General features: G+C 43.3%; 28 protein-coding genes. 12 read left to right on the plus strand and 16 right to left on the minus strand.

Features of this window, described 5'->3' with window-relative positions:
• Nucleotides 1-40: 40 nt before the first annotated feature.
• The 3 genes from QWZ13_RS13295 to QWZ13_RS13305 are packed head-to-tail and all read right to left on the minus strand — an operon-like array spanning nt 41 to nt 2,144.
• Nucleotides 41-904, minus strand: a complete 864-nt coding sequence (locus QWZ13_RS13295) for a DUF2797 domain-containing protein (protein ID WP_252728669.1) — start codon at nt 902-904, stop codon at nt 41-43.
• Nucleotides 901-1,164, minus strand: coding sequence for a YeaC family protein (locus tag QWZ13_RS13300; RefSeq protein WP_290282185.1), 264 nt, complete (start codon nt 1,162-1,164; stop codon nt 901-903). Before QWZ13_RS13300 ends, QWZ13_RS13295 begins: the two co-directional genes overlap by 4 nt.
• Nucleotides 1,161-2,144: an NAD(+) kinase gene (locus tag QWZ13_RS13305; RefSeq protein WP_290282186.1), complete on the minus strand. Its 984-nt coding sequence runs from the start codon at nt 2,142-2,144 to the stop codon at nt 1,161-1,163. Before QWZ13_RS13305 ends, QWZ13_RS13300 begins: the two co-directional genes overlap by 4 nt.
• Here QWZ13_RS13305 and QWZ13_RS13310 point away from each other — a divergent pair.
• The 4 genes from QWZ13_RS13310 to QWZ13_RS13325 all read left to right on the plus strand — a co-directional run bounded on the left by QWZ13_RS13310 (nt 2,132) and on the right by QWZ13_RS13325 (nt 5,772).
• Complete coding sequence (locus QWZ13_RS13310) at nt 2,132-3,022, plus strand: DUF1853 family protein (RefSeq protein ID WP_290282188.1); 891 nt, start codon at nt 2,132-2,134, stop codon at nt 3,020-3,022. The genes QWZ13_RS13305 and QWZ13_RS13310 overlap by 13 nt on opposite strands.
• Nucleotides 2,973-3,845, plus strand: coding sequence for a D-hexose-6-phosphate mutarotase (locus tag QWZ13_RS13315; protein WP_290282190.1), 873 nt, complete (start codon nt 2,973-2,975; stop codon nt 3,843-3,845). The genes QWZ13_RS13310 and QWZ13_RS13315 overlap by 50 nt, the downstream gene beginning before the upstream one ends.
• A complete protein-coding gene (locus tag QWZ13_RS13320) occupies nt 3,842-4,426 on the plus strand; it encodes a DNA-J related domain-containing protein (RefSeq protein ID WP_290282191.1) in 585 nt (194 codons plus the stop codon). Before QWZ13_RS13315 ends, QWZ13_RS13320 begins: the two co-directional genes overlap by 4 nt.
• A 92-nt stretch (nt 4,427-4,518) precedes the next feature.
• A complete protein-coding gene (locus QWZ13_RS13325) occupies nt 4,519-5,772 on the plus strand; it encodes an extracellular solute-binding protein (protein ID WP_290282193.1) in 1,254 nt (417 codons plus the stop codon).
• Nucleotides 5,773-5,856: 84 nt separating this feature from the next.
• On the opposite strand, the gene nfuA is transcribed toward QWZ13_RS13325, so the two are convergent.
• The 3 genes from nfuA to QWZ13_RS13340 all read right to left on the minus strand — a co-directional run bounded on the left by nfuA (nt 5,857) and on the right by QWZ13_RS13340 (nt 9,192).
• Nucleotides 5,857-6,447: a Fe-S biogenesis protein NfuA gene (gene nfuA, locus QWZ13_RS13330; RefSeq protein WP_215998745.1), complete on the minus strand. Its 591-nt coding sequence runs from the start codon at nt 6,445-6,447 to the stop codon at nt 5,857-5,859.
• Nucleotides 6,448-6,550: 103 nt separating this feature from the next.
• Nucleotides 6,551-7,915: a class II 3-deoxy-7-phosphoheptulonate synthase gene (locus tag QWZ13_RS13335; protein ID WP_290282194.1), complete on the minus strand. Its 1,365-nt coding sequence runs from the start codon at nt 7,913-7,915 to the stop codon at nt 6,551-6,553.
• Between the two features lie 164 nt (nt 7,916-8,079).
• Nucleotides 8,080-9,192, minus strand: a complete 1,113-nt coding sequence (locus QWZ13_RS13340) for a M15 family metallopeptidase (RefSeq protein WP_290282195.1) — start codon at nt 9,190-9,192, stop codon at nt 8,080-8,082.
• 22 nt (nt 9,193-9,214) lie between these two features.
• Between QWZ13_RS13340 and QWZ13_RS13345 the strand changes: the two genes are divergently transcribed.
• On the plus strand, nt 9,215-9,337 hold the full coding sequence (locus QWZ13_RS13345; protein WP_290282196.1) for a hypothetical protein: 123 nt from the start codon (nt 9,215-9,217) through the stop codon (nt 9,335-9,337).
• Between the two features lie 30 nt (nt 9,338-9,367).
• Here the strand turns inward: QWZ13_RS13345 and QWZ13_RS13350 are convergent, their stop codons facing one another.
• Complete coding sequence (locus QWZ13_RS13350; RefSeq protein WP_290282197.1) at nt 9,368-9,808, minus strand: tellurite resistance TerB family protein; 441 nt, start codon at nt 9,806-9,808, stop codon at nt 9,368-9,370.
• A gap of 32 nt (nt 9,809-9,840) precedes the next feature.
• On the opposite strand from QWZ13_RS13350, the gene QWZ13_RS13355 reads away from it, so the two are divergent.
• Entirely contained in the window at nt 9,841-10,230 is a 390-nt protein-coding gene (locus QWZ13_RS13355; RefSeq protein ID WP_215998749.1) for a DUF2721 domain-containing protein, read from the plus strand.
• 3 nt (nt 10,231-10,233) lie between these two features.
• Here QWZ13_RS13355 and dapE read toward each other — a convergent pair whose 3' ends face one another.
• A complete protein-coding gene (gene dapE / locus QWZ13_RS13360) occupies nt 10,234-11,364 on the minus strand; it encodes a succinyl-diaminopimelate desuccinylase (protein WP_290282199.1) in 1,131 nt (376 codons plus the stop codon).
• Nucleotides 11,365-11,440: 76 nt separating this feature from the next.
• On the opposite strand from dapE, the gene QWZ13_RS13365 reads away from it, so the two are divergent.
• Nucleotides 11,441-11,722, plus strand: coding sequence for a hypothetical protein (locus tag QWZ13_RS13365; RefSeq protein ID WP_290282200.1), 282 nt, complete (start codon nt 11,441-11,443; stop codon nt 11,720-11,722).
• Nucleotides 11,723-11,757: 35 nt separating this feature from the next.
• Complete coding sequence (locus QWZ13_RS13370; RefSeq protein WP_290282201.1) at nt 11,758-12,147, plus strand: hypothetical protein; 390 nt, start codon at nt 11,758-11,760, stop codon at nt 12,145-12,147.
• Between the two features lie 56 nt (nt 12,148-12,203).
• Here QWZ13_RS13370 and QWZ13_RS13375 read toward each other — a convergent pair whose 3' ends face one another.
• The gene (locus QWZ13_RS13375) at nt 12,204-12,665 is read right to left on the minus strand and encodes a cold-shock protein (protein WP_290282202.1); all 462 of its coding nucleotides are present in this window, start codon (nt 12,663-12,665) and stop codon (nt 12,204-12,206) included.
• A gap of 183 nt (nt 12,666-12,848) precedes the next feature.
• Here QWZ13_RS13375 and QWZ13_RS13380 point away from each other — a divergent pair, with 183 nt between their 5' ends.
• Nucleotides 12,849-13,055, plus strand: a complete 207-nt coding sequence (locus QWZ13_RS13380; protein ID WP_290282203.1) for a SlyX family protein — start codon at nt 12,849-12,851, stop codon at nt 13,053-13,055.
• A 60-nt stretch (nt 13,056-13,115) separates the two neighbouring features.
• The gene (gene plsB, locus QWZ13_RS13385; RefSeq protein ID WP_290282204.1) at nt 13,116-15,563 is read left to right on the plus strand and encodes a glycerol-3-phosphate 1-O-acyltransferase PlsB; all 2,448 of its coding nucleotides are present in this window, start codon (nt 13,116-13,118) and stop codon (nt 15,561-15,563) included.
• Here plsB and QWZ13_RS13390 read toward each other — a convergent pair.
• From QWZ13_RS13390 to QWZ13_RS13410, 5 genes are all read right to left on the minus strand, one after another.
• A complete protein-coding gene (locus tag QWZ13_RS13390; RefSeq protein ID WP_290282206.1) occupies nt 15,544-16,311 on the minus strand; it encodes a class I SAM-dependent methyltransferase in 768 nt (255 codons plus the stop codon). The two genes, plsB and QWZ13_RS13390, sit on opposite strands and share 20 nt — an antisense overlap.
• Before the next feature lie 54 nt (nt 16,312-16,365).
• A complete protein-coding gene (locus tag QWZ13_RS13395) occupies nt 16,366-16,716 on the minus strand; it encodes a hypothetical protein (protein WP_290282207.1) in 351 nt (116 codons plus the stop codon).
• 66 nt (nt 16,717-16,782) lie between these two features.
• A complete protein-coding gene (locus tag QWZ13_RS13400; RefSeq protein ID WP_290282209.1) occupies nt 16,783-17,592 on the minus strand; it encodes an undecaprenyl-diphosphate phosphatase in 810 nt (269 codons plus the stop codon).
• Nucleotides 17,593-17,640: 48 nt separating this feature from the next.
• Complete coding sequence (gene tsaB, locus QWZ13_RS13405; RefSeq protein ID WP_290282211.1) at nt 17,641-18,342, minus strand: tRNA (adenosine(37)-N6)-threonylcarbamoyltransferase complex dimerization subunit type 1 TsaB; 702 nt, start codon at nt 18,340-18,342, stop codon at nt 17,641-17,643.
• Between the two features lie 144 nt (nt 18,343-18,486).
• On the minus strand, nt 18,487-19,194 hold the full coding sequence (locus QWZ13_RS13410) for a hypothetical protein (protein ID WP_290282212.1): 708 nt from the start codon (nt 19,192-19,194) through the stop codon (nt 18,487-18,489).
• A 463-nt stretch (nt 19,195-19,657) separates the two neighbouring features.
• Between QWZ13_RS13410 and QWZ13_RS13415 the strand changes: the two genes are divergently transcribed.
• Nucleotides 19,658-19,813 (plus strand): hypothetical protein, encoded by a 156-nt coding sequence (locus QWZ13_RS13415; protein WP_290282213.1) that lies wholly within the window; start codon nt 19,658-19,660, stop codon nt 19,811-19,813.
• 258 nt (nt 19,814-20,071) lie between these two features.
• On the opposite strand, the gene QWZ13_RS20020 is transcribed toward QWZ13_RS13415, so the two are convergent.
• Nucleotides 20,072-20,380, minus strand: a complete 309-nt coding sequence (locus QWZ13_RS20020; protein ID WP_290282214.1) for a hypothetical protein — start codon at nt 20,378-20,380, stop codon at nt 20,072-20,074.
• Between QWZ13_RS20020 and QWZ13_RS13425 the strand changes: the two genes are divergently transcribed.
• On the plus strand, nt 20,379-21,338 hold the full coding sequence (locus QWZ13_RS13425) for a methyltransferase (protein ID WP_290282215.1): 960 nt from the start codon (nt 20,379-20,381) through the stop codon (nt 21,336-21,338). The two genes, QWZ13_RS20020 and QWZ13_RS13425, sit on opposite strands and share 2 nt — an antisense overlap.
• A 9-nt stretch (nt 21,339-21,347) precedes the next feature.
• On the opposite strand, the gene QWZ13_RS13430 is transcribed toward QWZ13_RS13425, so the two are convergent.
• Nucleotides 21,348-22,094: a winged helix-turn-helix domain-containing protein gene (locus QWZ13_RS13430; RefSeq protein WP_290282216.1), complete on the minus strand. Its 747-nt coding sequence runs from the start codon at nt 22,092-22,094 to the stop codon at nt 21,348-21,350.
• Between the last annotated feature and the right edge of the window lie 56 nt (nt 22,095-22,150).

The following is a 22,150-nucleotide window of genomic DNA, read 5'->3' on the forward strand; positions in this document are numbered from 1 at the left end:
GTGCGTTTTATGTGATTAATATTTAATGATTTGGTTTTGCTTAATATAGATTGACTTGGTAACCACCGAAGCGTCGTATATTTATGACTCCGGTGTCTAAAATTAGGTACTGCCCCTTTATACCCAGCAAAGTCCCTTCCACATTAGGATCTTTATCAAAATTAAAGCTGGTGACTTTTTCAGGGTATTGCTGTACGGGAAATTCAAAGTTGAACGGATCTCCGTGACCCAACAATTGAACAGAAATAATGCCATGTTCTGCAATCAGCTCATCTAACTGAGGTCGCGCTAACTCAACTAAACGATCACGCTCTTGCGCTAAATCGAGTGTTTCTGCCGTACCCTTAAGCATGGTGCGCCAGTTTGTTTTGTCCGCAACGTGCTGCTTAAAAATCACTTCAACTAAGCCAGCTAATAAACGAGTAGACACGCGCGCGATGACCATAGCTTGAGTGGCACCTTGGTCTATCCATCGTGTGGGTATTTGACCGCCTCGAGTAATACCAACTTTTAATCCACTGGCATTCGATAAATAAACATAGTGCGACTGCATGCAGTTTCGCTCGCCCCATTCAGGCTCTCTGCATGTTCCTTGGTCGTAGTGACACTTCTCTGGCGACATAATACAAGCATCATTTTGCGCCAACGCCATAAAGTGTTTATAGCAGTAGCCTTGACCAAAACTTTTCTTGGTCACTTCATTACAATGCAAACAACGGATTTCACCCGTATGTTCTAAGCGTATTTTTTGGCCTATTTTTTCATTTAAAGGCACTTTATTTTCGCCCACCAGCAAGGTGTACTGCACGGGTAACGATTCGCTCCAGCGTACCGGCATTTTTCTTAGGAGTCCGCTGGCGATGGCATCAGAGCCTTGATGTGACGCAAACATATCCATTGTCATAAGCTAGCTTCCTGATCGTCGGTGACATCAACGGTCGGTATACTTTCACTGCTCGACTTACACGCTTGCTCTAAATAACCTGTGCGTTGATGCTCTGGAATATTATGGCTAATTTCATATTTTAACATTGCCTCTATGCACAAGCCTTTTTGCTCTTTAGTCAAAGCAACGCCGTTTGGCCAACGACCTAGCTCAACCGATTCACGTATGCGACTGTAGATATCGGGCGTCATATTCTGGGCGAGTTGATCAAAATTCATAGATCGGGGTCCTGTTCTTCATTTTCTACTTTACGACTCCAGCCTAACTTGTTACGGCAGATATCGTAATAATTATGCTCTGTTGGGTGAATTAACGTCAGCGTTTTGGGGTATTTGGTTATACGCAGTTCATCCCCCTGCTCCATTGTTAAATGGTTTTGGGCATCTAAGCTAACGTGTGGGGGTGTATCATTATAGTGATCGACTTTAATGGTAAGGTTTGATTCTGCACCAACAACTAAAGGCCGGTTGTTTAAGCTATGAGGGAACATCGGCACCAGTATTAATGCGTCCATACTTGGGTGCATTAATGGGCCGCCTGCACTCATAGCATAGGCTGTGGAACCGGTTGGCGTTGATACAATTAAACCATCGGAGCGCTGGTTGTACACAAACTGCCCGTTAATCTCTAGGTCAAACTCAATCATTCGTATCGATTTGCCAGGATGCAATACCACATCGTTTAATGCGCAGTTTTCACCCACGACCTTGCCATTGCGTATGATCTGAGCCAACAGTAAGAATCGATCTTCGGTATTAAACTCACCTTTAAAGACGTCACGCACTTGCCGATCCATTTGTGATGGCATTATGTCGGTGAGAAAGCCAAGGCGACCTCGGTTAACACCCAGCATGGGTACTTCAAATTGGGCGACATCGCGTGCAGCAGACAAGAAGGTGCCATCTCCGCCAACGACAATGATAAGATCGGCCCATTCACCAATATCTTGACGACTGGCTGCTTTGCCTTGAACCTTTGTGAGCACATTAGCAATTGAGTGTTCAATTTGGCATTCTTTATTGAGGTCTTGCAGCAACTGCATGAGCTTAGTGATCGATTTTTCAACACTTTGGCTGTCTAAACGCCCGAAAATACCGACCTTTGTAAACTGCATAACTTCATTGTTCGTTGTCATAGAGTCATAACACGTAAATAATATGCTCATAGCATACCAGAGGTAAGAAGTTGAACGAACCATTTGATGAACAGATCATTCTAAATGACTTAAGATGGGTCACCCAGGCACCATCACTGCTCAAGCCGCATATTCAAATATGGCCAAGCCATCAATTCGATGCCGACTCTCTTATTGCCAACATCAGTGAACAACAGATACAAGCGCTCATAGACGCACGGCAGCGAAAACTCGGAGGTTACTTTGAGCAGTTAGTTTTTACCCTATTCTCCTTAAACGATGAGTACCAAGTTTTGGCGTTTAATCAGGTGATAGACCACCAAGGCCGTACCTTAGGTGAAATGGATCTGTTACTTGAACACTCTGGCGGCGACATCATCCATTTAGAATTGGCTCTGAAGTTTTATCTATGGGCCGAATCGACACGACCAAGCGAACTGAACTGGGTGGGCGCTGGTCTAACCGACTTTTTCGCCCTTAAATTAGCCCGTTTAGCACACCACCAACTGCGGTTACCGAACCTCGCAATAGCCAACGGCAGCTGGCCAAAACTACCTAAGCCTAACCGCTCTATGTTGTGGATTCCAGGTAGGCTCTACCTTCCAAAAAACAAAAGACTGTGCCAAACCGAAACGCAATTTACAGACGCTCCTTGGCAAATAAACCCAGAGGCGCTAACGTCTTATTGGAGTGAAACTACGCAGCCAAAGCCATACCTTGCCTTAGTAAAAGGCGATTGGTTGCAAGGTGTTCCAACGCACGCAGAACGAGCTATGAGGCGATTTCAATTGCCAATGCAGTTTGCACAAGCGAATCATGCGCCCATATTTATTTTACCGAATAACTGGCAAAATGACGCAACCACCGTAATAGACAACAAACAAAGTAGCTATGACACCCTTACAAATAAGCAAAACCGTTCAGCACGACCAATACAATGAGTTAGATTGTTTGCGGATAAACAATTCCGCCGCTTGTGCCACCATTTTTTTACAGGGCGCGCACATAACCGAATACAGCAAAACGCAATCGAACAACCTGCTATTTGTCTCTAAAGCCGAGCCTTTTAAAGCAACTGAAGCCATTCGTGGCGGTATTCCTATTTGTTGGCCATGGTTTGGCCCTCACTCAACGCAAAGAAATGCACCGGCACATGGCTTTGCGCGCACACGCATATGGCAATACAGTTTGGTTCATGAAAGTGACCACAGAACCGACATTTTGTTTAAGCTTGAAACAGATGGACATGATATAGGATTCCCCTACAAAGCCACCGCTGAGCTGTTAATCAGTGTCGGTGAAACTCTGGCCATGTCTTTAACCACAACGAACTTGGGTGATGAACCCTTTGCGATAAGCCAAGCCATGCACAGCTATTTTGCGTGCGAAAATATTGCAACCGTCAAAGTTACTGGCTTAACTGGAGAGCAGGTATTAGACAATCGTAATGGCGCATGTAAACCGTTTCCAAGAGACTTTTCATTCTATCAAGAAACCGATTGGACGGTTCTCGATAAAGGCCAACCTATCCTTTTAAGCGGTACCGGTAGGCCTGCAATTCAATTGAATAGGCTCGGAAGCCGTTCTGTGGTGGTCTGGAATCCGTGGCTAGAAAAAGCATCGACTTTAAGCCACTTTCAACCTCAGGAATATCAATCAATGTTTTGCGTTGAAACCACCAATGCCGGAGATGACACTCGTTTGATCAAACCTAAGCAAGCCCATGCTTTGGCCATGGAAATACAAGAGATCAGTGCTTCGTGAAGCACGTTAATCATAGCCCACGCCTGTTGTCAGCTATTGATGATATTTTGTCGGCTTATCCTAATGGGGTCACTGAGTATGATTTGATGGTCTTGTTGGATCAACAGGAAGACTCTTTGTTTCCGAAACCTAACCTCAGTGACAAAATTTTGTTGTTTCAGCACCATTTCATGCTGCGGCATTGCTTATATCAACTTCAAACAAAATACGCCCATCAGGGTCAATATTTTCTCGATCTCAGTTTAACCCGAATAGTTCGCAAGCCCTCCTCAGATGGCGAACAACATTTAAAAGAATATGATTCGCTTAGGGACTACTACTTAGATCTAAATAATTTAAATAAAGAAAGTGCGGCCAGTATCGATGCCATGCTGGATTCATTTTGGAAGCGCCTGGTGAGAGTCAAAGCAGCACCTGAGGCACACCAAACCCTAGGACTTACTGGCCAAGAATCGTTTAAAGAGAAACAGCAGCAATATCGTAAATTAGCGCAGCAACATCATCCTGATAAAGGTGGCGATGCGGAAACTTTTCAGAACATACAGTCAGCGTGGGAAAGCATCAATAAGAGCAAAAGTTGACCGCTTGAAACGATGTTTACCCCAAAAAAGCGTGATACACTTCACTAAAATACGTTAATTTCGGTCTTTACGAATAAAAATAAGAGATTTACATGAAAAAACTCGCTTTGATTCTATGTGCCCTCATACCCAGCCTCAGCATGGCCACGTCTATTTCAGTCATTCACCCCAATCACAGCCCTAGCGAAGTTAAAGCATACAAAATGTTGCAAAACTCGCTCGAAAAAGTCGGGCTAACATGGTCGAGCGAACTGGCCGAGACAGCCGAATTTCCAGATTCTGAGCAAATTAAAGGGCTGGTTTTTCAAGACAGCGAAACACCTCGAATGGCGCAAATCAACGGCAAAGAGTTAGAACGTTGGTATGATTTAGGCGTTGTTCGCCACTTAACGCGTGTTGCCGACCAAAATCGGTGGCGTGAGTTTCTGCCAGACTTTGTCTATAAGCAAATACAACATCGTAGCCAAATTGTAGCCGTACCCAGTGGTTTACACGTTACGAACACCATTTGGGCCAGTAAAAGTATTATTGACCAAACGGGCCTTCCGCTCGATAACTCTTGGGAAAACTTCTTATCGCTATTAGCGGCCATTCAAGCCAATGGTATTAGCCCAATTGCTGTTATAGACATTCCACAATCGGATGCGCTAATTTTTGAATCACTGCTGTTAGCTGAAGTGGGTGCTGAGCCATACAATGCCGTCATGAAAGATTTGGACAGTTCTTCATTGAGAGCCATCGAGCCAGCTTTTGAACGCGTGTTTAAAAAGATGGATCAGCTTAAACCTTACATATTAAGATTGCCCGCGGACTCTCAAAGCTCTCGGCTAGTGGAAGCCATTGTGGCCGGCGAAGCCGCGATGACTTTCCAAGGAACTTGGCTGCAAGGCGCATTCAATTTAAAAGGTCTCATTGCGAATCAGCAATACTACTGTGCCCAGGTACCAGGCCCTAATGAGGGTGTCGTATTTAAGCTGGAAACCTTTGCCGCGCTGGCGACCAATCAAACCGGTGCGCAGCAACATCAAGAAGCGTTTGCGATGCAAGTACTCGACAAAGATACCCAATTTTTATTGAACAACTATTCCGGGGCGTTACCGGTTACCCCGAACACGGGTTTAGAAGCGCTGAATGAATGCAATGCTGAACTCACCGAGCGCATCACTAACGCAACGGCAACGGGTAATATTGTTGGCTCTACAGCCTATGGAATGAACTTACCTATTCCTATTGGCGAAGAAGTACTGTCTATCATTCATGATTACATGAAGTCAGGTTCTTCCGCGGCAGAGACTGCGAATCACCTACGCAAGCGCATGAAATATGGCAGCTTTGTGATCAACTAAGCCCTACAGCAGGGCTTCAAACACAAAAAAGCGCGCTTAAGTATTCCTTAGCGCGCTTTTTTTAGAGTTAAACAAACTGTGTTGTTACTGGTAATAAGCATTTTCCGTAACAGTATGGTCCGTTACGTCACGCACACCTTTTAGCTGCGGTAATCGCTCCAATAACGTCTTTTCAACACCGTCTTTTAGCGTTAAATCCACGGCAGAACAACCTTGACAACCACCGCCAAATTTCAATACTGCAACGCTCTCATCCGTAAGTTCTTCTAGTGTAACTTCACCACCGTGCGAGGCTAAACCTGGGTTAATCTCGGTATACAAAATGTAGTTAACTTGGTCACTCAAAGGGCTGTTTTGATTAACTTTTGGCATTTTGGCATTAGGTGCTTTAATCGTAAGCTGGCCACCCATGCGGTCTTGAGCGTAATCTACTTCAGCTTCATCTAAATACGGCAAGCTATTGCGCTCAAGGTGAACTAGTAATTTACTCATTTGAACGACTTCATCGTCGTCTTTTTCTTCGCCTGGCTTGCAATAGGCTAGGCAAGTTTCAGCGTACTTAGTACCCGGCTGAGTGACAAACATACGAACCGACATACCCGGCGTTGGCTGCTTTTCTAATAACCCAGCTAAATATTCTTCAGCAGATTCGGTTATATTCAATTGAATATCCATTCATTACCTCTTTGACGGAAGGATCTTTGGTGCGGATTCTACCGTAATTTAATCAAAACAAAAATACCCGACTAAAATTGTCAGGTATTTATTTAGCATTTACTTATGCAATGGAAGCCGTATTTCGGGCTCCTTTAAGCGCATCGGCTATTAAGAACGCCAATTCAAGTGCCTGATCGGCATTTAAGCGAGGGTCACATTGAGTATGATAACGCTCGGCTAAATCAGCCTCTTTAATGTCAAAGGCCCCACCCATGCACTCTGTGACATTTTTACCAGTCATTTCAAAGTGAATACCACCGGCATGCGTACCTTCGGCTTTATGAATGGCAAAGAAGTCTTTTACTTCTGACAAAATGGACTCTACTTTACGCGTTTTATAGCCATTGCCTGCTTTAATGGTGTTGCCGTGCATTGGGTCGCTACTCCACACCACATGGCGCCCTTCTGCCTCGACTTTTTGCAGTAACGCAGGGAAATGATCGGCAATTTTATCCGCTCCCATCCGTACGATCAGGTTTAGTCGGCCAGGCCCATTATTAGGGTTTAAAACATCGATCAAACGAATTAAATCATCTGGGTCAGTGGATGGACCTGCTTTTAATCCTAACGGGTTATTAATGCCTCGACAAAACTCAATATGAGCGCTGTCTAACTGACGAGTACGATCACCAATCCAAAGCATGTGTGCAGAACAGTCATACCAATCCCCGGTTAAACTGTCTTTACGCGTTAAAGCTTCTTCATAAGGTAACAACAATGCCTCGTGCGAGGTAAAGAATTGCGTCTCACGAATATGTGGCGTATTAAGAGGCGAAATACCGATTGCACTCATAAAAGCTAATGAATCATCAATCTGATCAGCCATCGCTTGATAACGTGCGCTTTGCGGGCTCTTCTCAACAAAGTTCTGATTCCACTTATGCACCTGATGAATATCGGCCAAGCCACCTTGGGCAAAGGCCCGCAACAGATTCAACGTTGAAGAAGACTGATGATAGGCCTGCACCATACGTTCAGGGTCTGGCTGACGCGATTGTTCAGTGAAATCGATGCCATTAATGATGTCACCACGATAAGAAGGTAAGGTAACTCCATCAATGGTTTCATCGCCTGCTGAACGAGGCTTTGCAAATTGCCCAGCCATCCGCCCTACTTTTACTACAGGGCTTTGGCCACCAAATGTCAGCACTATCGCCATTTGCAATAAAGCCATAAAAGTATCGCGTATATGTACGGTATGAAATTCTTCAAAGCTTTCTGCGCAATCCCCACCTTGCAATAAAAACGCTTCTCCGCGAGATACCTTAGCCAACTCAGACTTTAATTGACGCGCTTCGCCGGCAAAAACCAATGGAGGCATTGCGGCTAGCTTTTTTTCTACGTTGTTGAGAGCGGCTTTGTTTTGGTATTCAGGCATTTGACGAATAGTGTGCTCACGCCAAGAAGATGGGGTCCAAATTGTCATTACAGTGTTGTCCTAGTGAAAACTCTATATTGAGTCTGTTAGGTTAAGATGAAAAGAGAATATGTTGCCATTTGCGTCTGAGACACTGATGGCAACGAGGTTCATTCTACAAGGATTTTTCAAGATTCTGAAAGGTCAGATTAAACTATCTTTAAGCTTTTTAATTAAACCACGCGTATGTGCCAAGGTTCATAACGCACCCCCAATGTATTATCGGCGGTGTATCGAATTTGCACATAGCCTAAGTCTTGTAGCTTTTTAAACTCTTCAGTGCTGGCAAATTCAGCGGTAAAGTTTGCAAGCCCGCCACCGACTCTACCCACATCGAAATCGCCAATGGCATGGTACGAATGCCCAGGAGGTGCTAATGAACGGGATGCACGCGATAAGTTTCCACTGGCCTGAACCGTTTTGGCCATAAACAGCTGATATTGCTTCACAATATTCCGAACACCACTGGTCAGAATTAGGGTATCCCCCACTTCAGCCGTTAACTTGTTGTAAAAAGTTTCAGAGTGGCCACGGAATACATAGTGACCGGTGCCCGGCATTTTAACCACGTCGTTACTTGGTACCACGTTAGTCATGTTCGAAATAACTTTCTCACCAAAAAAGCCTAAACGACTGGAGTTATAGTTAAACATTTTCTCTAGAAAATTCAGTTCTTCTGCGCTGAATTCTCCAATACGGGGCGAGTATTTAGCGTACTTTAAAGCTTCATCGAGCGATAAAACGTTAAAATTACCAAAGCCTACGTAATCTTGAACGCGATTAATTCGCTCAAGTGATTGTACAAGCAATTTATAGTCGGCTTCGGACAATACAACATCGTCTGTGAAGTTAGTCTCAAAGTTAGAGACCTTTTCTTGGACGGTTTCGGCGGATTCTTCAGGCGTGGCTAAGGCGATGTTTTCGATATTCGTATCGGGTAATACTACTTCTTCCACAATATTTAACTCGCTGTCTGGGCGTGTTAAATCGGGCATGAGTTTTTCGGCTTGATCTTGCTGCAAATAGGAAAGTGCCGGTCGAGACTGGGCCTTTTCAGGGCTGGGAAGGTCGATCCCGGATTGAGGAGCCGAAGGAGATACCAAGCCCTCATCCATTGTAGGGTTATTCTCAACCATCACTTTGGCCGCAGCATGGGTGCCACGTTGTTCAATGGTTTGCTCGTATCGCAAGTGGCGACGGGAGAGCATATCTAAAGAAGCGTAACCAGCACCGGCTATCACTGCAGAAGCAGAGACAGACTGTATTAAAAATTCACGACGCTTCACTCAATTTCTCCGCTTTAAAACAATGGTCTATAACTCTAAGTATTGTCGTTTTTTTCAAAAGTGCCAATACTATTTACTCATTTTAATAGGTTACACCTCAATAGCAATGCTGAAGTGGATACAATTCATTAATCAACCCCTATAGTAGCTGACTATCGGCCTTCGCGAGCAAACCTTAAGGGTTATTTTGCGCTTCTGCTTTTGCTTTTATAAAGTGCGAATGATGTAAATGAAGCGATTCATTTAAGCGCCTAACTCGCTGGTCTTCATGTTTATCTAGTTCACCATCCGCAAAGGCTACGCGCCATAGGTCTACTACTAATTCATACCGCTGTTGCTCGCCCCAGTGGTCATTTATGACCTTGGTAAACTGATAGGTATCGTGACTGGCCTCCCTTCGCTTGATAGCCACGTCGATGCACTCTTTTATCTCACTTTCGGTCGCATTTAAGCGTTTAGATAAAATAGACTCAATACTTTGACGCTCGCGCTGATCCATGTCATGGTCTGCCATCATGATTTCAATGAGCAGCACTGCGGCGGCATCATCAACAGAGAGTTCTGGCTGCGCTGCTTCTGGCTCAGAATTGAAAAACGCTATAATTTGCTTAATCATAAACCCACCTACATCAGTGAACAGATAAAAACATGACGATTACGACGCCTGCACTGCTTTTCCCTGCTATCTCTTTATTAATGTTAGCTTACACCAATCGCTTTTTAGTCATTGCCCAACTGATCCGCTCGTTATACAAACAAAACTCCGAAAACCCAGACACTGATTTACGCAATCAAATACTGCACCTCAGACTCAGAATCGTCGTCATTCGCCGGATGCAGGTCGCGGGTATCTTATCGTTTATTTTTTGTGTAATAACTATGATCGCGCTATTTTTACAATTCGTTGAACTGGCCTACTACCTTTTTGGCTCGTCGCTGGTGCTGCTATTGATATCTCTATGCATCAGTTTGTACGAGGTTCAAATAAGCGGCCAAGCGCTTACTGTGCAACTTAAGAACCTCGAAAAGAAAAGCTAACGACTAGGCGAGTAAATTTTCCATTATGCGGTAATACATGTCTGTCAGCTTATCGAGATCATCGACACTGACACATTCATCGATTTGATGAATGGTTGCATTTCGAGGACCTAGCTCAAGTACTTGAGCTCCCGTCGGGGCAATAAAGCGCCCATCAGAGGTACCACCGGCGGTAGAGAGCTCTGGCTTGTAGCCAACGGTATCTTCTACTGCTTGTACCGCCGCTTGTACTAACGCACCTTGAGCGGTCAAGAAAGGCTCACCTTTAACCTCAAAACGAAGCTCATATTCAAAGCCGTGTTTATCTAGCAGAGCTCGGGTTCTTTGTTGCAAAGATTCCGCGCTCGATTCCGTGCTAAAACGAAAGCTGAACATAATTTCTGCATCGCCTGGAATGACGTTGGTCGCGCCGGTTCCCGATTTAATGTTTGATACTTGGAACGATGTTGCCGGGAAAAAATCGTTGCCTTCATCCCAAATCTCTGTCGATAAGGCTGCAATTGCCGGGGCAGCTAAATGCACTGGATTCTTAGCTAAATGTGGATAGGCGACATGGCCTTGCTTTCCTTTTACCGTAAGATAGCCCAGCATAGAGCCACGACGACCATTTTTAATGGTGTCTCCCACTTTATCCGTACTGGAGGGTTCACCGACGAGCGCCCAATCAATTTTTTCACCACGTGCCATGAGTTTTTCGATGACCGCAACTGTTCCGTGGTAAGCATCGCCTTCTTCATCAGAGGTAATTAAATAGCCAATTCGGCCTTTGTGGTTTGGGTAGGCTTCCACAAACCGCTCTGTTGCTACCACCATAGCGGCCAAGGAGCCTTTCATATCGGCGGCACCGCGCCCGAACAAATGACCATCCACTACCGTAGGTTCAAAAGGTGGGTGCGTCCACTGGTTTAAATCACCTGTTGGCACAACATCAGTATGACCAGCAAACACTAACAAAGGGCCAGAGTCACCTCGTGTTGCCCAAAGGTTTTCTACATCCTCAATTCGCATGTGTTCATTGTTAAAGCCAACAGCGCTGAGCCTATCTGCCATTAGCTGCTGACAGCCTTTATCTTCGGGTGTTACTGAATTACGTGAGATTAAATCACAGGTTAAATCAAAGGTAGCTGAGCTCATAGGTGTCTTATTCTATAAATGTTAGTCATGAGCCGTTATCATACCCACTATTCTTGAATGATTTAAGGCTCTAATAGTGACGAATAAGGAAAAGCTTACTGCGTGGCTTGAAAGACAAATTAAATCCCCTCGTTTAGCGATGCAACGCTTTACCACTGGCGGGTTTATTTTTGCGGGCGGCGTTATGATGCTGATCTTGTCCGACCAGCTATTGTCCGAACAATTGGCTGGCGAATTTACGGCTTTATTAGCACTTATTATTATCGGCCTTGGCGCTCTTATAGCTTTACGTGGATATTTAGCTTTAAGCCTGTACAAAGTATTGTATTATTTATTGAGTTCAAACTCAGAACACTAAACCACTGCCCGCTTTTAAGCCCTAAGGTAAGACACATGACCCGTGCGCCCGATTTAGAAATATATGTCGATCAGATCGATGTTGAGCAATCAATTACTTGGTTAAGCCAACTATTTAGCAAAGTTGCTAAAACTAAAAAAGTAAAAGGCATGCCGAAACAGTCTTTTCCTTTTGTATTTGAGCATGATCATCGACAATATGAAGGTGTAATTTACGATAAGGTTTCTGACGGATTCACGAGCATTTGGCTAAACAGCGATCAACTTCCTTGGCAAGATGACTTAGCTTTAGCAAAATTGGCAGCTGAACAATTAAGTAAAGAAGTGCGAGTAACTCAAGGCGGTTGGGGGCCAGAAGATAATCCTGACGCTTGGCTAAGAATAATGCCCGATGGCTCAACGTCGGAAATTATTTGGAAGTCTTAACAAAAAAGCCAAATCAAATGATTTGGCTTTTTACTGTGCAGAACGTCTATCTACTTCTATTTTTGACGTAATATAGTGACGTCTTCGGCTTGCAAGCCTTTCGAGCTTTCAACCACACCAAAACGAACTCGCTGACCTTCTTGCAAAGAGCGATGGCCACGACCACGAATCGATCTAAAATGGACAAATACATCTTCACCATTTTCACGTGTTACAAATCCAAAACCTTTACTCACGTTAAACCACTTTACAGCGCCTTCTTCACGATCATCTTCTTCAAACTGGGCAACAACAGGTGCAGCTATCACCTGAGCCAATAAAACAAGAATTGTGACAGCACAAACGATGGCACCATAAGCGGTCCATTTCACGCTGACCATACTGGTAGATACCAGTTCCGCTACCGTTAACGATTGTAATTCTGGGATCAAGGATAAGGCTGCTGCGCAAATGATGGGTGCTACCAGCGCGACTAATAAGCTTACCGCAATCTTAACTAACCATAATTTCAACTTCATTCTATTACTCACTCTTTAATGACAGATGTCTTACTTTTATTGGAATACTTATTTAAGGCTGAAAGACAGCCATTTGTGTATCGTTATCACTATTTACGCCTACAATTGGCGAAATCTCTGGCATAATGCCAAAATTCTCACCTATATTGCAACGTATCACATTTTTTAGGAAAGATATTGTAAATGAACAAATCAGACCAAGACGTAGAGCTAGAAACTCGAATTACCTACATGGATGACACAATAGACCAGCTCAACGATGTGATTAGCCGCCAACAGCTGCAAATCGATAAACTCGAGCGCATCGTACAAAAACTGCTCACCGATCACATTGAGCTCAAGGATCAACTCGCCCCAGAAATCACCGACACACCACCTCCACATTACTAGCCTAGTGTCGGGCTTTAAAAAAACGTAAAATATCCTCTTTTAGTAAGGTATCGTGGTTAGATGTTCTCTATACAAACAAAAATTCGTCAGTGGGTTCAAAAAGTCTTGTTTTGGTGGGTTAAAGTCCCAGAAAACCCTCATCACACCGACTTTGACCCGATTTTAAAAGCAAAGCATTGTGTTTACGTGCTAGAGCACCAATCTACCGCCGATGCTTTAGTAGTCGATCATCAGCTAAAAAAGCTCGGACTGCCTGGATTACATGAAAAGCTTCAGCTTTCACCAGAGAACCAAGAGAAAGCGTTACTCACTGTTCACCCAAGAAAATCAGTATTACAGCGCCACCAACCCAGTATTACGCCCAGAATCCAGTCTTTTATAGATCATTTGGCGGTTAATTCTGATGAAGAAATTCTATTGGTTCCGATCGCTTTGTACTGGGGTCGAACGGCCAGCACCAACAACAGTATAATTTCGGCACTATTAAGCTCTAACTGGTCTGTTGTAGGCCGGTTTCGCAAACTCTTGACGGTTTTGTTAAACGGTCGCGATACCTATTTAGAAATAAACGCACCTATTTCATTACGACAACTGATCGATGAAAGCGAAGACCATTCAAAGCTCACTCGCAAAGTAGCCCGTGTATTACGTGTGCATTTTCGCCATGTTCGTACCGCTGTCATTGGGCCAGATTTATCTCACAAACGGGTTATCATTGACCAAATCCTCAGTTCCGAACCCGTTCGTAAAGCCATTGCGACTCATTCTTCAACTAAATCTGTCAGCTTAGATAAATCACGCGCCGTGGCACGCAAACATGCACTGACCATCGCGGCCAATGTTTCTTACAATACGATTCGAGTTCTCGATGTGTTGCTGACTCGACTCTGGAATAAAATTTATAACGGTATTGTTTTAAATGGTATCGAGCCAGTTCGTGAACTCGCTAAAGACAACGAAATTGTCTATGTACCCTGCCATCGAAGCCATATCGACTATTTATTGCTGAGTTATTCCTTGCATCGGAACGGGCTAAATGTGCCTCACATTGCGGCGGGTGAAAACTTGAATATGCCCATTGTCGGTAATATTTTAAGACGCGGCGGCGCATTTTTCATTCGTCGAAAGTTCGGTGGCGATAAGCTCTATAGCACTGTCTTTAACGAGTATATTCATACGGTATTCCGCCGCGGTTACCCAGTTGAGTATTTCGTTGAAGGAGGCCGCTCCAGAACCGGCAGAATGCGCAACCCTGCTACCGGGACGCTGGCAATGACGGTCAAAAGCCACTTACGAGATAGCAGCCGACCTATTGTATTTATTCCTGTTTATATCGGATACGAGAAAGTGTTTGAAAGCGGTTCCTACTTAGGTGAACTGAAAGGCAAAACTAAAAAGAAAGAAAATCTTTTTGATCTCGTGAAAACCGTGAAACATCTGAAAAACTATGGTCATGTGTATTTAAACTTTGGCGAGCCCATAAAACTAAACGATGAGCTCAATGAGCAGGTACCTACGTGGCGAGATACTCCTTACGGCCCCAATGATAAGCCTGATTGGATGTTCCAGTTTGTCGACAGTTTATCGACCAAGGTCGTAACAAAAATCAACGCCGCCGCCGCACTGAACCCGATCAATTTAATTGCAACCGTATTGCTGTCTACTCCAAAGCAAGCCATTGAATCAACTTTTTTAGAACAGCAACTGTCTTTGTTAATTGAACTCAATAAAGAACGCGAAGACTTAGTCACCCTGCCAACAGGCACACCTAAAGAGTGGATAGAGTACGCGGTTAAAATGAATACACTGCGCCTGATCCCTCAAAAATTCGGTGATATTTATGGTTTAGACAGCCACAATACGGTGCTGATGTCTTACTATCGCAATAACGTTCAGCATTTATTTGCGCTTCCATCTCTAGTGGCTGCATTAGTCGCTCGCAGTGAAGGTATAGAAGAAGCGGAGATGCTGTCGCTGATAACCTTGATTCACCCTTACATTCGCAGCGAACTGTTTATTGACGGCGATGATGAAGAAACCGAAAAACAAGCCTTACGAATTATAAAAGATTTACTGAAGTTGCAACTTATTTGCCAGAACAGCGACGGCTTGTATTGCCCGCCTGAAGCCAGTTCCGACAAGCACCTTCAATTGCAATATTTGGCCAACATCATTCTGCCAACACTGGAGCGATACTTACTGACACTATCGGTTTTAGTCAGATTCGGAAATGGCGAATGCAGCCAAACCGTTCTAGAAAACCAATCGCAACAAATGGCTCAGCGTCTGTCTTTATTGAATGGACTGGATGCGCCTGAATTTTTCGACAAAGCCTTATTTAAAAACTTCATCATGACGCTTAAAAAGCGTGGTGCATTAAAGACGAATGAAGAAGGTAAACTCACTTACAGCGACAATATACCTATGGTGATCAGTAAAGCTGGCTCTGTCATGCCTAATGATATTTGGTATAACGTTTTGCAAGTGACTAAACGATCGACTTCTTAGTATAAAGGTCAAAGCGACTACTTTTTCCGACTAAAGAAGTTGTCGGCTTTTGATCTGCAAGAAAGGGCGCCTGTTTTGGGCGCTTAACCACCACTCTGTATTCAGCCATTTCTAATGCTGGGGCCAATAAAGCATCGGCATCTTCATCGCTTCCGACTAAATCGTGAAATAAAGCCATATCTTTTTTAACCTTGGCGGATTTTTCTCTGGTCGGGAACATAGGATCTAAATAAATCACCTCAGGCGCAAAACGTGCAACAGCTTCGGATTCATAGAAGTTACCGAATTCTAAAGAAATCGATCCGGCCTCTAAAACCTCTGCCTGCTGGTGTTTTAAACGAAATAACCCATCAGCGAGAAGTTGATGGACAATAGGATGGCGTTCGCACATTAATACCTTAGCACCTAGTGAAGCCAATACGAACGCATCGCGTCCTAAGCCTGCGGTGGCATCCACCACCTTTAAATCTTTACGCTTATTCAGCCCGATAGCTTTGGCAACGGCTTGCCCTGCCCCACCACCATGTAAACGCCGGTGCGAGGAAGCATTAGAGAGAAAATCTACGCAAATTGGTTTAACTTTAGGCCATTGCTTTGGTGCTACTGATAATTTATCTTCGTTAAAGATTAAAAAAATGTCTTCTGGGTTGTTGTGAACAACTTCGACCCAATTTTCACGCAGCAACCTTGATATGTGGTCCGGTAAAACTGAGGCATCATCTTTTGGTAGGTAAAACTTAATGTTCATCCAGGCTACTAGTTAAGAATGTTATGTAATCGCTATTGTAAAGTAGATTGGATGCTAAACGTAGACATCTATGCCGAAAAGTCCTGGCTGATTATCTCTCGCTTGCGGTTGGGTTTGCTGAGCCACCTGCTGATACTGATTGATAGGCTTGCTTTCTGACCCTCCATCTTGGTTTGTGGCCAAGGTTCGATTAGCTTCTGAGGAGGCGGTAGGTTGGCTTACGGGCGCAAACTGCGTACTTTGTGGCGACTCTGTTCTATCTTGAGTTTGTGGGCGCGCCGACGCTTTTTGCTCTGCTGGCCTAACGTTTTCGGCTTGCCCTACATTGTTGGTGTTCACACCTGAGTTAACTGGCGATTTTGAAGTTGGCGTTGCGAGTGGGATTGAAGCGCTTTGAATTTGCATAACAAGTACCAGCCCAAGTTAAGATTTTAAAAGCGTAGCGCTACATCCTAGTTTTGCCAGTTAAAATTACGAAAAATAAACAAAGAACAAAATAGCCCCTAAAATCAACCGATAAATGACAAATGGAATAAAGCCTGCTTTCTCAATCCATTTAAGAAACAGAACAATACAGGCAAATGCGCTGATGAATGACAGAACTGTTCCATACATCAGTGCTTGATAGTCGATTGCTTCGGCCGATTGAGCAATATCAACACCCACTAAGAGGCCGGCCGCCAAAATAATAGGAATCGACAATAAAAAGCTAAACTTGGCGGCATCAGATTTTTTTAACCCCACCATGAGGCCGGCTGTCATCGTAATACCGGATCTAGAAGTACCCGGTATAATTGCCACCGCTTGAGCTAAGCCAATGAACAGTACAGATTTTATGGATAAGTCTTCTACACCTTGCTTCTGCTTAGCGGTAGCATCGGCGTACCAGAGTAACAATCCAAAAATTACCGTGGTAAAAGCAATCACTATCAAACTGTTATCGCGAATCACAGATTCGAGTGCGCCCTTAAACAATCCACCAAATATAACCGCAGGTATAGTCCCTAATATTATAAACCAACTGAGTTTGGCGAGCTGAGGATCATGTGGACGCTTAAATAAACTGAGCGTCCAGTTCTTCGCCATCGCAATGATGTCTTTATTAAAATAAATGATGACCGCCAATAACGAGCCTAAATGCACGGCGACATCAAAGGCTAACCCTTGGCTTGTCCAACCCAATAATTGCTCTGGTAACAGCAGGTGCGCCGAACTGGAGATGGGTAAAAACTCAGTTAACCCTTGAATTAGCGCTAATACAATCCATTGAACTTCTGACATACATCTCTCTTTTTATTGAAACTTATAATATTTGATCATGTGCAACCCTTAAGAACCGACTTTGGGTTTGTTGTCCCAAGTCACGTTATCTCTTAAGTAGGTCGGTAGCGCTAATTCTGGGCTCAGAGCAACGCTAGGGTCTTGCTGGTATAGTTTCATGGCTAATTCGGCACTGTCTAATGCGTTAGGAACTAAAATATGAATAGTTTGGTCAGCAACCTGTGCAGAAAGCGCTGAACTCATTTCATAACCCGCCGTCCAACCGTTTCCGATAAAAGTTACATTCTCAGGTGCAGCTTCCTTTAGTAACGAAGGAGGTATAACCGCTTCGTCTTTTAATGGATTCGGTGTATTAGAATTATCGACCGAATAAGGTGCAAAATAGATTTCCGACATTCGAGCATCAAGAGCCACCCAACAATCACGGTGACCTGCTTTAAAGGCAGAATAGGCTAACGAGTGCAACGTACTGATGGGGATAATTGGGCAATTTAATGCCATTGCTAATCCTTGAGCAACGCCAGCCGCGATACGAATACCGGTAAAAGAACCAGGCCCTCGTCCATAAACGATTGCGTCCAAATCACTCATGTTCAGCGAAGATTCTTGGATAAGGGCATTAATCTCACTTAAAAGAATATTCGCATGTTCGCGTGGGCGATGTTGATGGAAGCTAAAATGTTGTTCCGGCGTAACAATGCTAATCGAGCAATATTCACCTGAAGTATCTAACGAAAGTATATTTTTCATAAGTTGCAGCACTAAGGTTTAATCGGCCGAATATTACCACATTTCACTCCAAATGCATGATCAAGCACCGTATTTGGCTTTTCATAGGCACAAAAAAAGGCTGCCACTGCAGCCTTTCTTACAACATTGGAAGAAAACTAGATTTTACTTTTTCTTCGCAGTCTTTTTAGCGCTCTTCTTCTTAGCGGGCTTTGCGTTGTGCTTCTTCTTTAAATCAGCCACTTTCGCTTTAACCTTTTTAGAAGCAGCTGAAATTTTGCCAGCTTCTTTCTTCTCAAAAGCTTTTACTTTCTTAGCATCGGCTTTAGCGCGAGAAGCTAACCATTTAGCTTCAAATGCTGCCATAGCTTTATCTAATGCTTCCGCTTTCTTAGCCTCTAAAGACGCAGCATATTCAGTAGCACGCTCATCTGCTTTAGCTTTTGCAGCTTCTACAGTGGCTTCTACTTCAGCAACTTTCAAGTTGAATGATGCTGTTTTAGCAGCCTCTTTAGCGGCAGCTAATGATGCACGAGCTTTATCGACACCTGATTTTGCGGTTTCAAGCTGACGCTTGACGGCCGCTGTCTTTTTCTTCTTAGCAACAGCTGCTTTTTTAGTCATTGCACTGCTTAATGCAGTTTCAGCTTTTTTGACTGCAGCGGTAGCTTTATCTACGGCTTTAGTTGCTGCAACGACGGCTTTATTGGCAACAGCCGCTGGCTTTTTAGCGGCGGTTTTTTTAGCAGGCTTTTTAACGGCCTTCTTGGTAGTTTTTGGTTTTGCTTTTTTCGCTGCTACTTTTTTCTTCGCAGCAGGTTTTGCAGTGGTTTTTGGTCCGCGTTTTGCGGCTTTTTTCTTGGCAGCTGCCATAAAATATCCCTCATGTGTTCACGCACAAAAATGATCGAATAAAATTAAATCATCGATAGAATCCTAATTTAGCTACCTAAAATCAAATTGCAAACAAAATGAGCATAAAATAAGCAAATAATGTTAAAAAAGTACGATTTTTCTTCAATTAAAACCGATATCGACTTAAAAAATTAAAATTTTCAATTTTTAGTAAGATTTTTTATTTCTCTGGCTTATAATTTTTAATCGCATTCACTGCACAATAAAAATGAAATACGCAATTTTATCCATTCTGAAATTCAGGTTTGAACAGCAACAAATTAGCCTCATCATTTCATGGTAGTTAGGTAAAAAAATTTCGAAATTTAACGCATGTAAACATCCCTTTTTTTAAACAAACTTTCTTCCTATTAACCGCAAAAATTTTTAGTCCGTTAATGTTTGTGTTCAATAACATTTAACTGAATATTTTCAGTGTTTATTGGAATCAGTTTTAAGACTTTCCGGCACTCACCTTTTATTCCACCTCATCCGAATAAACGGCACACTCCTTTATAAGGTGAACGATAACCCCGTGAATGCTTTTCATTTTTACGAGCTGCCATGCAAGTCCATTTCAAAATTTGCTGAAGCGTAACTTAAAAGGTTGCTTTTTTTGTTTAAAATCAATACTTAAGTTTTTTGGAGAATAAAAACCCTGCCGTTATAACGATTAAGTCTAATACTAAATAAGCGAATCTAACTGCGCTTAAAAGGCTAGATATCGGGGTTAATCGTTTTCAGAGTTTCAATAACAACTTGATAGACTTTTATTTCATTGAAAAAGAGGCAGCAAGCTTAAAAATATCAACTATATTCTTAATTACTGTTGATCGTAGCAGCAGCAGTATGGTGACTACTCCCATGTGGGCTCTGCCCCATGATTCCGGACACTGATTTCAGTGTCCGTTTTTTTATCTAGAGGAAAAGCAATGCAAAGCGAGTTTCTATCCATTGAAAAAGCCGCAGAATTCTTAAGCGTGTCAGATATAACCGTAAAACGATATATTCGAGAGAACCTCATCCCTTCCGTTGAGCAAAATGGAGAGACCATGATCGATAAATCGGCCTTAGAGCGATACAAAGCCATTAATGATAAGTTTAAACGCTGATTCATGAGGTGAGCTTTGGTATAATTATCTTTTGTTTTAAAGATACTAACCATGCACCCTACCTTTCAAATACTCGAGCGGCATCGCGATGAACTCGACAGCCATGCTTGTCATTATTTCGATGCCCCTGACCTTATTCCTTGGCTAAAAAAAGGCGATGATAGCTTTACGTTAAATGCCGATGAGAGTTCATCTTTATCCCCATTAGAGCCCGTTTGGCAAACTTCTGAGTTAAACATCTTATTTTATCCCAAAGCTAAAGAGCGCTTAACTTGGTGGTTATACCAAATACAAAGTGCATTAAAAAACCAGCAGCGTATTTGGGTTGTTGGTGAGAACGATGGAGGCATCAAAAGCCTTCCGAAAAAGCTCAAAGGTTTTTTTGAATGTGAAAAGCTAGACACCGCTAGGCATTGCGCATTATTTGATTTAACACCAAACCCAGGCATTAGCGAACAAAGTTTTTGGACTCAATACGAAACCAATGACCTAATCATTAAGGCATTGCCCGGTGTTTTCAGTGCTAAAAAGCTCGATACCGGTACGTCTGTATTGCTAGAGCACTTGCCAGACATTGCGGCGGGAAATATTTTAGAAATGGGTTCAGGTTCAGGTGTTTTGGCCTGTGAATTATTGAAGCGCCATAAAGAGTGCACAATAGACACCTACGATGTCGACTTATTAGCGTACCAATCGAGCCTTGCGACTGTAACAGCCAACAATCTAAACGATCAAGCAACGGTGTATTGGGCGAATTCTGCAAGCAAACTGCCTACCCAGAGATATCAGAGTATCGTCACAAACCCACCATTTCATAAAGGAATACGAACGGAATACGGTCCGACAGAAACTTTCTTTACGCAAGCGAGCGAGCGTTTAGTAAGGGGTGGTAAACTTGTATGGGTTGCAAACGACTTTTTAAACTACCAAAACCTTATCAAAGACCAATTCAAGTCAATAAAAATATTGGCTCAAACTCGGGGCTTTAAGGTTTATGAGGCTATTAAATAGGGCGTCGCATTACCCGACTTCACTCACAAATAAATAGCCTTTAGAGCGAACGGTCTTTATTCGTCGCGGATGAATAGGATCGTCGCCTACTTTTGGGCGAATTCTAGAAACACGTACGTCTACGGACCTATCTTGACCATCGTATTCTATACCTCTCAATTGGCTAAAAATTTGTTCGCGAGTTAAGACTTCACCAGCATGGCTGGCTAATAGCCAAAGAAGATCAAATTCAGCACTGGTTAATTCAATGGTTTCATTGTTTAGCCAGGCTTCTCTCATGCCATTGTCTATCACCAAATTACCAAACTGCAGTCGATCTTCTGACTTGGCCTGATTTTTTTCTTCCTCGGCGCGATCCAAACGACGTAACAAGGTTTGGCACCTAGCTAAAATTAAACGATGGGACGCGGTTCTGTGAATATAGTCATCAGCCCCCATGTCCAAGCCCAGTACTTGGTCGAGCTCATCGCTGTTTTGGCTCATCAATATAATGCCACCGTTAAAATACTTACGGCTTAGTTTGCAAATGGTTAAACCAGACTCCCCTTTGAGATCGACCTCTATCAACACGATGTCCGGCAGGTCATCTCTGATTCTCGCTAACGCAGTTTGTGATTCAGATTCAATATTAACCTGTATACCACCGCTGCGTGACAGATACTCCGCTAAAGCTTGGGCATGATTCGCATCGTCGTCAACGACTAAAATTCGCTTATGTGCTTTGGTTTCGTCCTGGAGTCCCACGGGTTCGCTCACCTAATTTTCATTAAGACATTAAATGTAGTGCGCAAACTGAAACAACAGCTACACAC

The organism is Reinekea marina, assembly GCF_030409715.1.
GTDB lineage: Bacteria > Pseudomonadota > Gammaproteobacteria > Pseudomonadales > Natronospirillaceae > Reinekea > Reinekea marina.

Bases quoted from the DNA above. Each gene is read 5' to 3' on its own strand.
- QWZ13_RS13390 (WP_290282206.1), bottom strand. From the start codon at position 16,311: ATGAACATTAAGTTTTACCTACCAAAAGATGATGCCTCAGTTTTACCG.
- QWZ13_RS13300 (WP_290282185.1), bottom strand. From the start codon at position 1,164: ATGAATTTTGATCAACTCGCCCAGAATATGACGCCCGATATCTACAGT.
- QWZ13_RS13410 (WP_290282212.1), bottom strand. From the start codon at position 19,194: ATGGCAGCTGCCAAGAAAAAAGCCGCAAAACGCGGACCAAAAACCACT.
- QWZ13_RS13295 (WP_252728669.1), bottom strand. From the start codon at position 904: ATGACAATGGATATGTTTGCGTCACATCAAGGCTCTGATGCCATCGCC.
- QWZ13_RS13395 (WP_290282207.1), bottom strand. From the start codon at position 16,716: ATGCAAATTCAAAGCGCTTCAATCCCACTCGCAACGCCAACTTCAAAA.
- QWZ13_RS13305 (WP_290282186.1), bottom strand. From the start codon at position 2,144: ATGGTTCGTTCAACTTCTTACCTCTGGTATGCTATGAGCATATTATTT.
- QWZ13_RS13375 (WP_290282202.1), bottom strand. From the start codon at position 12,665: ATGAAGTTGAAATTATGGTTAGTTAAGATTGCGGTAAGCTTATTAGTC.
- nfuA (WP_215998745.1), bottom strand. From the start codon at position 6,447: ATGGATATTCAATTGAATATAACCGAATCTGCTGAAGAATATTTAGCT.
- QWZ13_RS13350 (WP_290282197.1), bottom strand. From the start codon at position 9,808: ATGATTAAGCAAATTATAGCGTTTTTCAATTCTGAGCCAGAAGCAGCG.
- QWZ13_RS13315 (WP_290282190.1), top strand. From the start codon at position 2,973: ATGACACCCTTACAAATAAGCAAAACCGTTCAGCACGACCAATACAAT.
- dapE (WP_290282199.1), bottom strand. From the start codon at position 11,364: ATGAGCTCAGCTACCTTTGATTTAACCTGTGATTTAATCTCACGTAAT.
- QWZ13_RS13425 (WP_290282215.1), top strand. From the start codon at position 20,379: ATGCACCCTACCTTTCAAATACTCGAGCGGCATCGCGATGAACTCGAC.
- QWZ13_RS13370 (WP_290282201.1), top strand. From the start codon at position 11,758: ATGACCCGTGCGCCCGATTTAGAAATATATGTCGATCAGATCGATGTT.
- tsaB (WP_290282211.1), bottom strand. From the start codon at position 18,342: ATGAAAAATATACTTTCGTTAGATACTTCAGGTGAATATTGCTCGATT.
- plsB (WP_290282204.1), top strand. From the start codon at position 13,116: ATGTTCTCTATACAAACAAAAATTCGTCAGTGGGTTCAAAAAGTCTTG.
- QWZ13_RS13355 (WP_215998749.1), top strand. From the start codon at position 9,841: ATGACGATTACGACGCCTGCACTGCTTTTCCCTGCTATCTCTTTATTA.
- QWZ13_RS13400 (WP_290282209.1), bottom strand. From the start codon at position 17,592: ATGTCAGAAGTTCAATGGATTGTATTAGCGCTAATTCAAGGGTTAACT.
- QWZ13_RS13345 (WP_290282196.1), top strand. From the start codon at position 9,215: ATGGTCTATAACTCTAAGTATTGTCGTTTTTTTCAAAAGTGCCAATAC.
- QWZ13_RS20020 (WP_290282214.1), bottom strand. From the start codon at position 20,380: ATGGTTAGTATCTTTAAAACAAAAGATAATTATACCAAAGCTCACCTC.
- QWZ13_RS13335 (WP_290282194.1), bottom strand. From the start codon at position 7,915: ATGACAATTTGGACCCCATCTTCTTGGCGTGAGCACACTATTCGTCAA.
- QWZ13_RS13380 (WP_290282203.1), top strand. From the start codon at position 12,849: ATGAACAAATCAGACCAAGACGTAGAGCTAGAAACTCGAATTACCTAC.
- QWZ13_RS13325 (WP_290282193.1), top strand. From the start codon at position 4,519: ATGAAAAAACTCGCTTTGATTCTATGTGCCCTCATACCCAGCCTCAGC.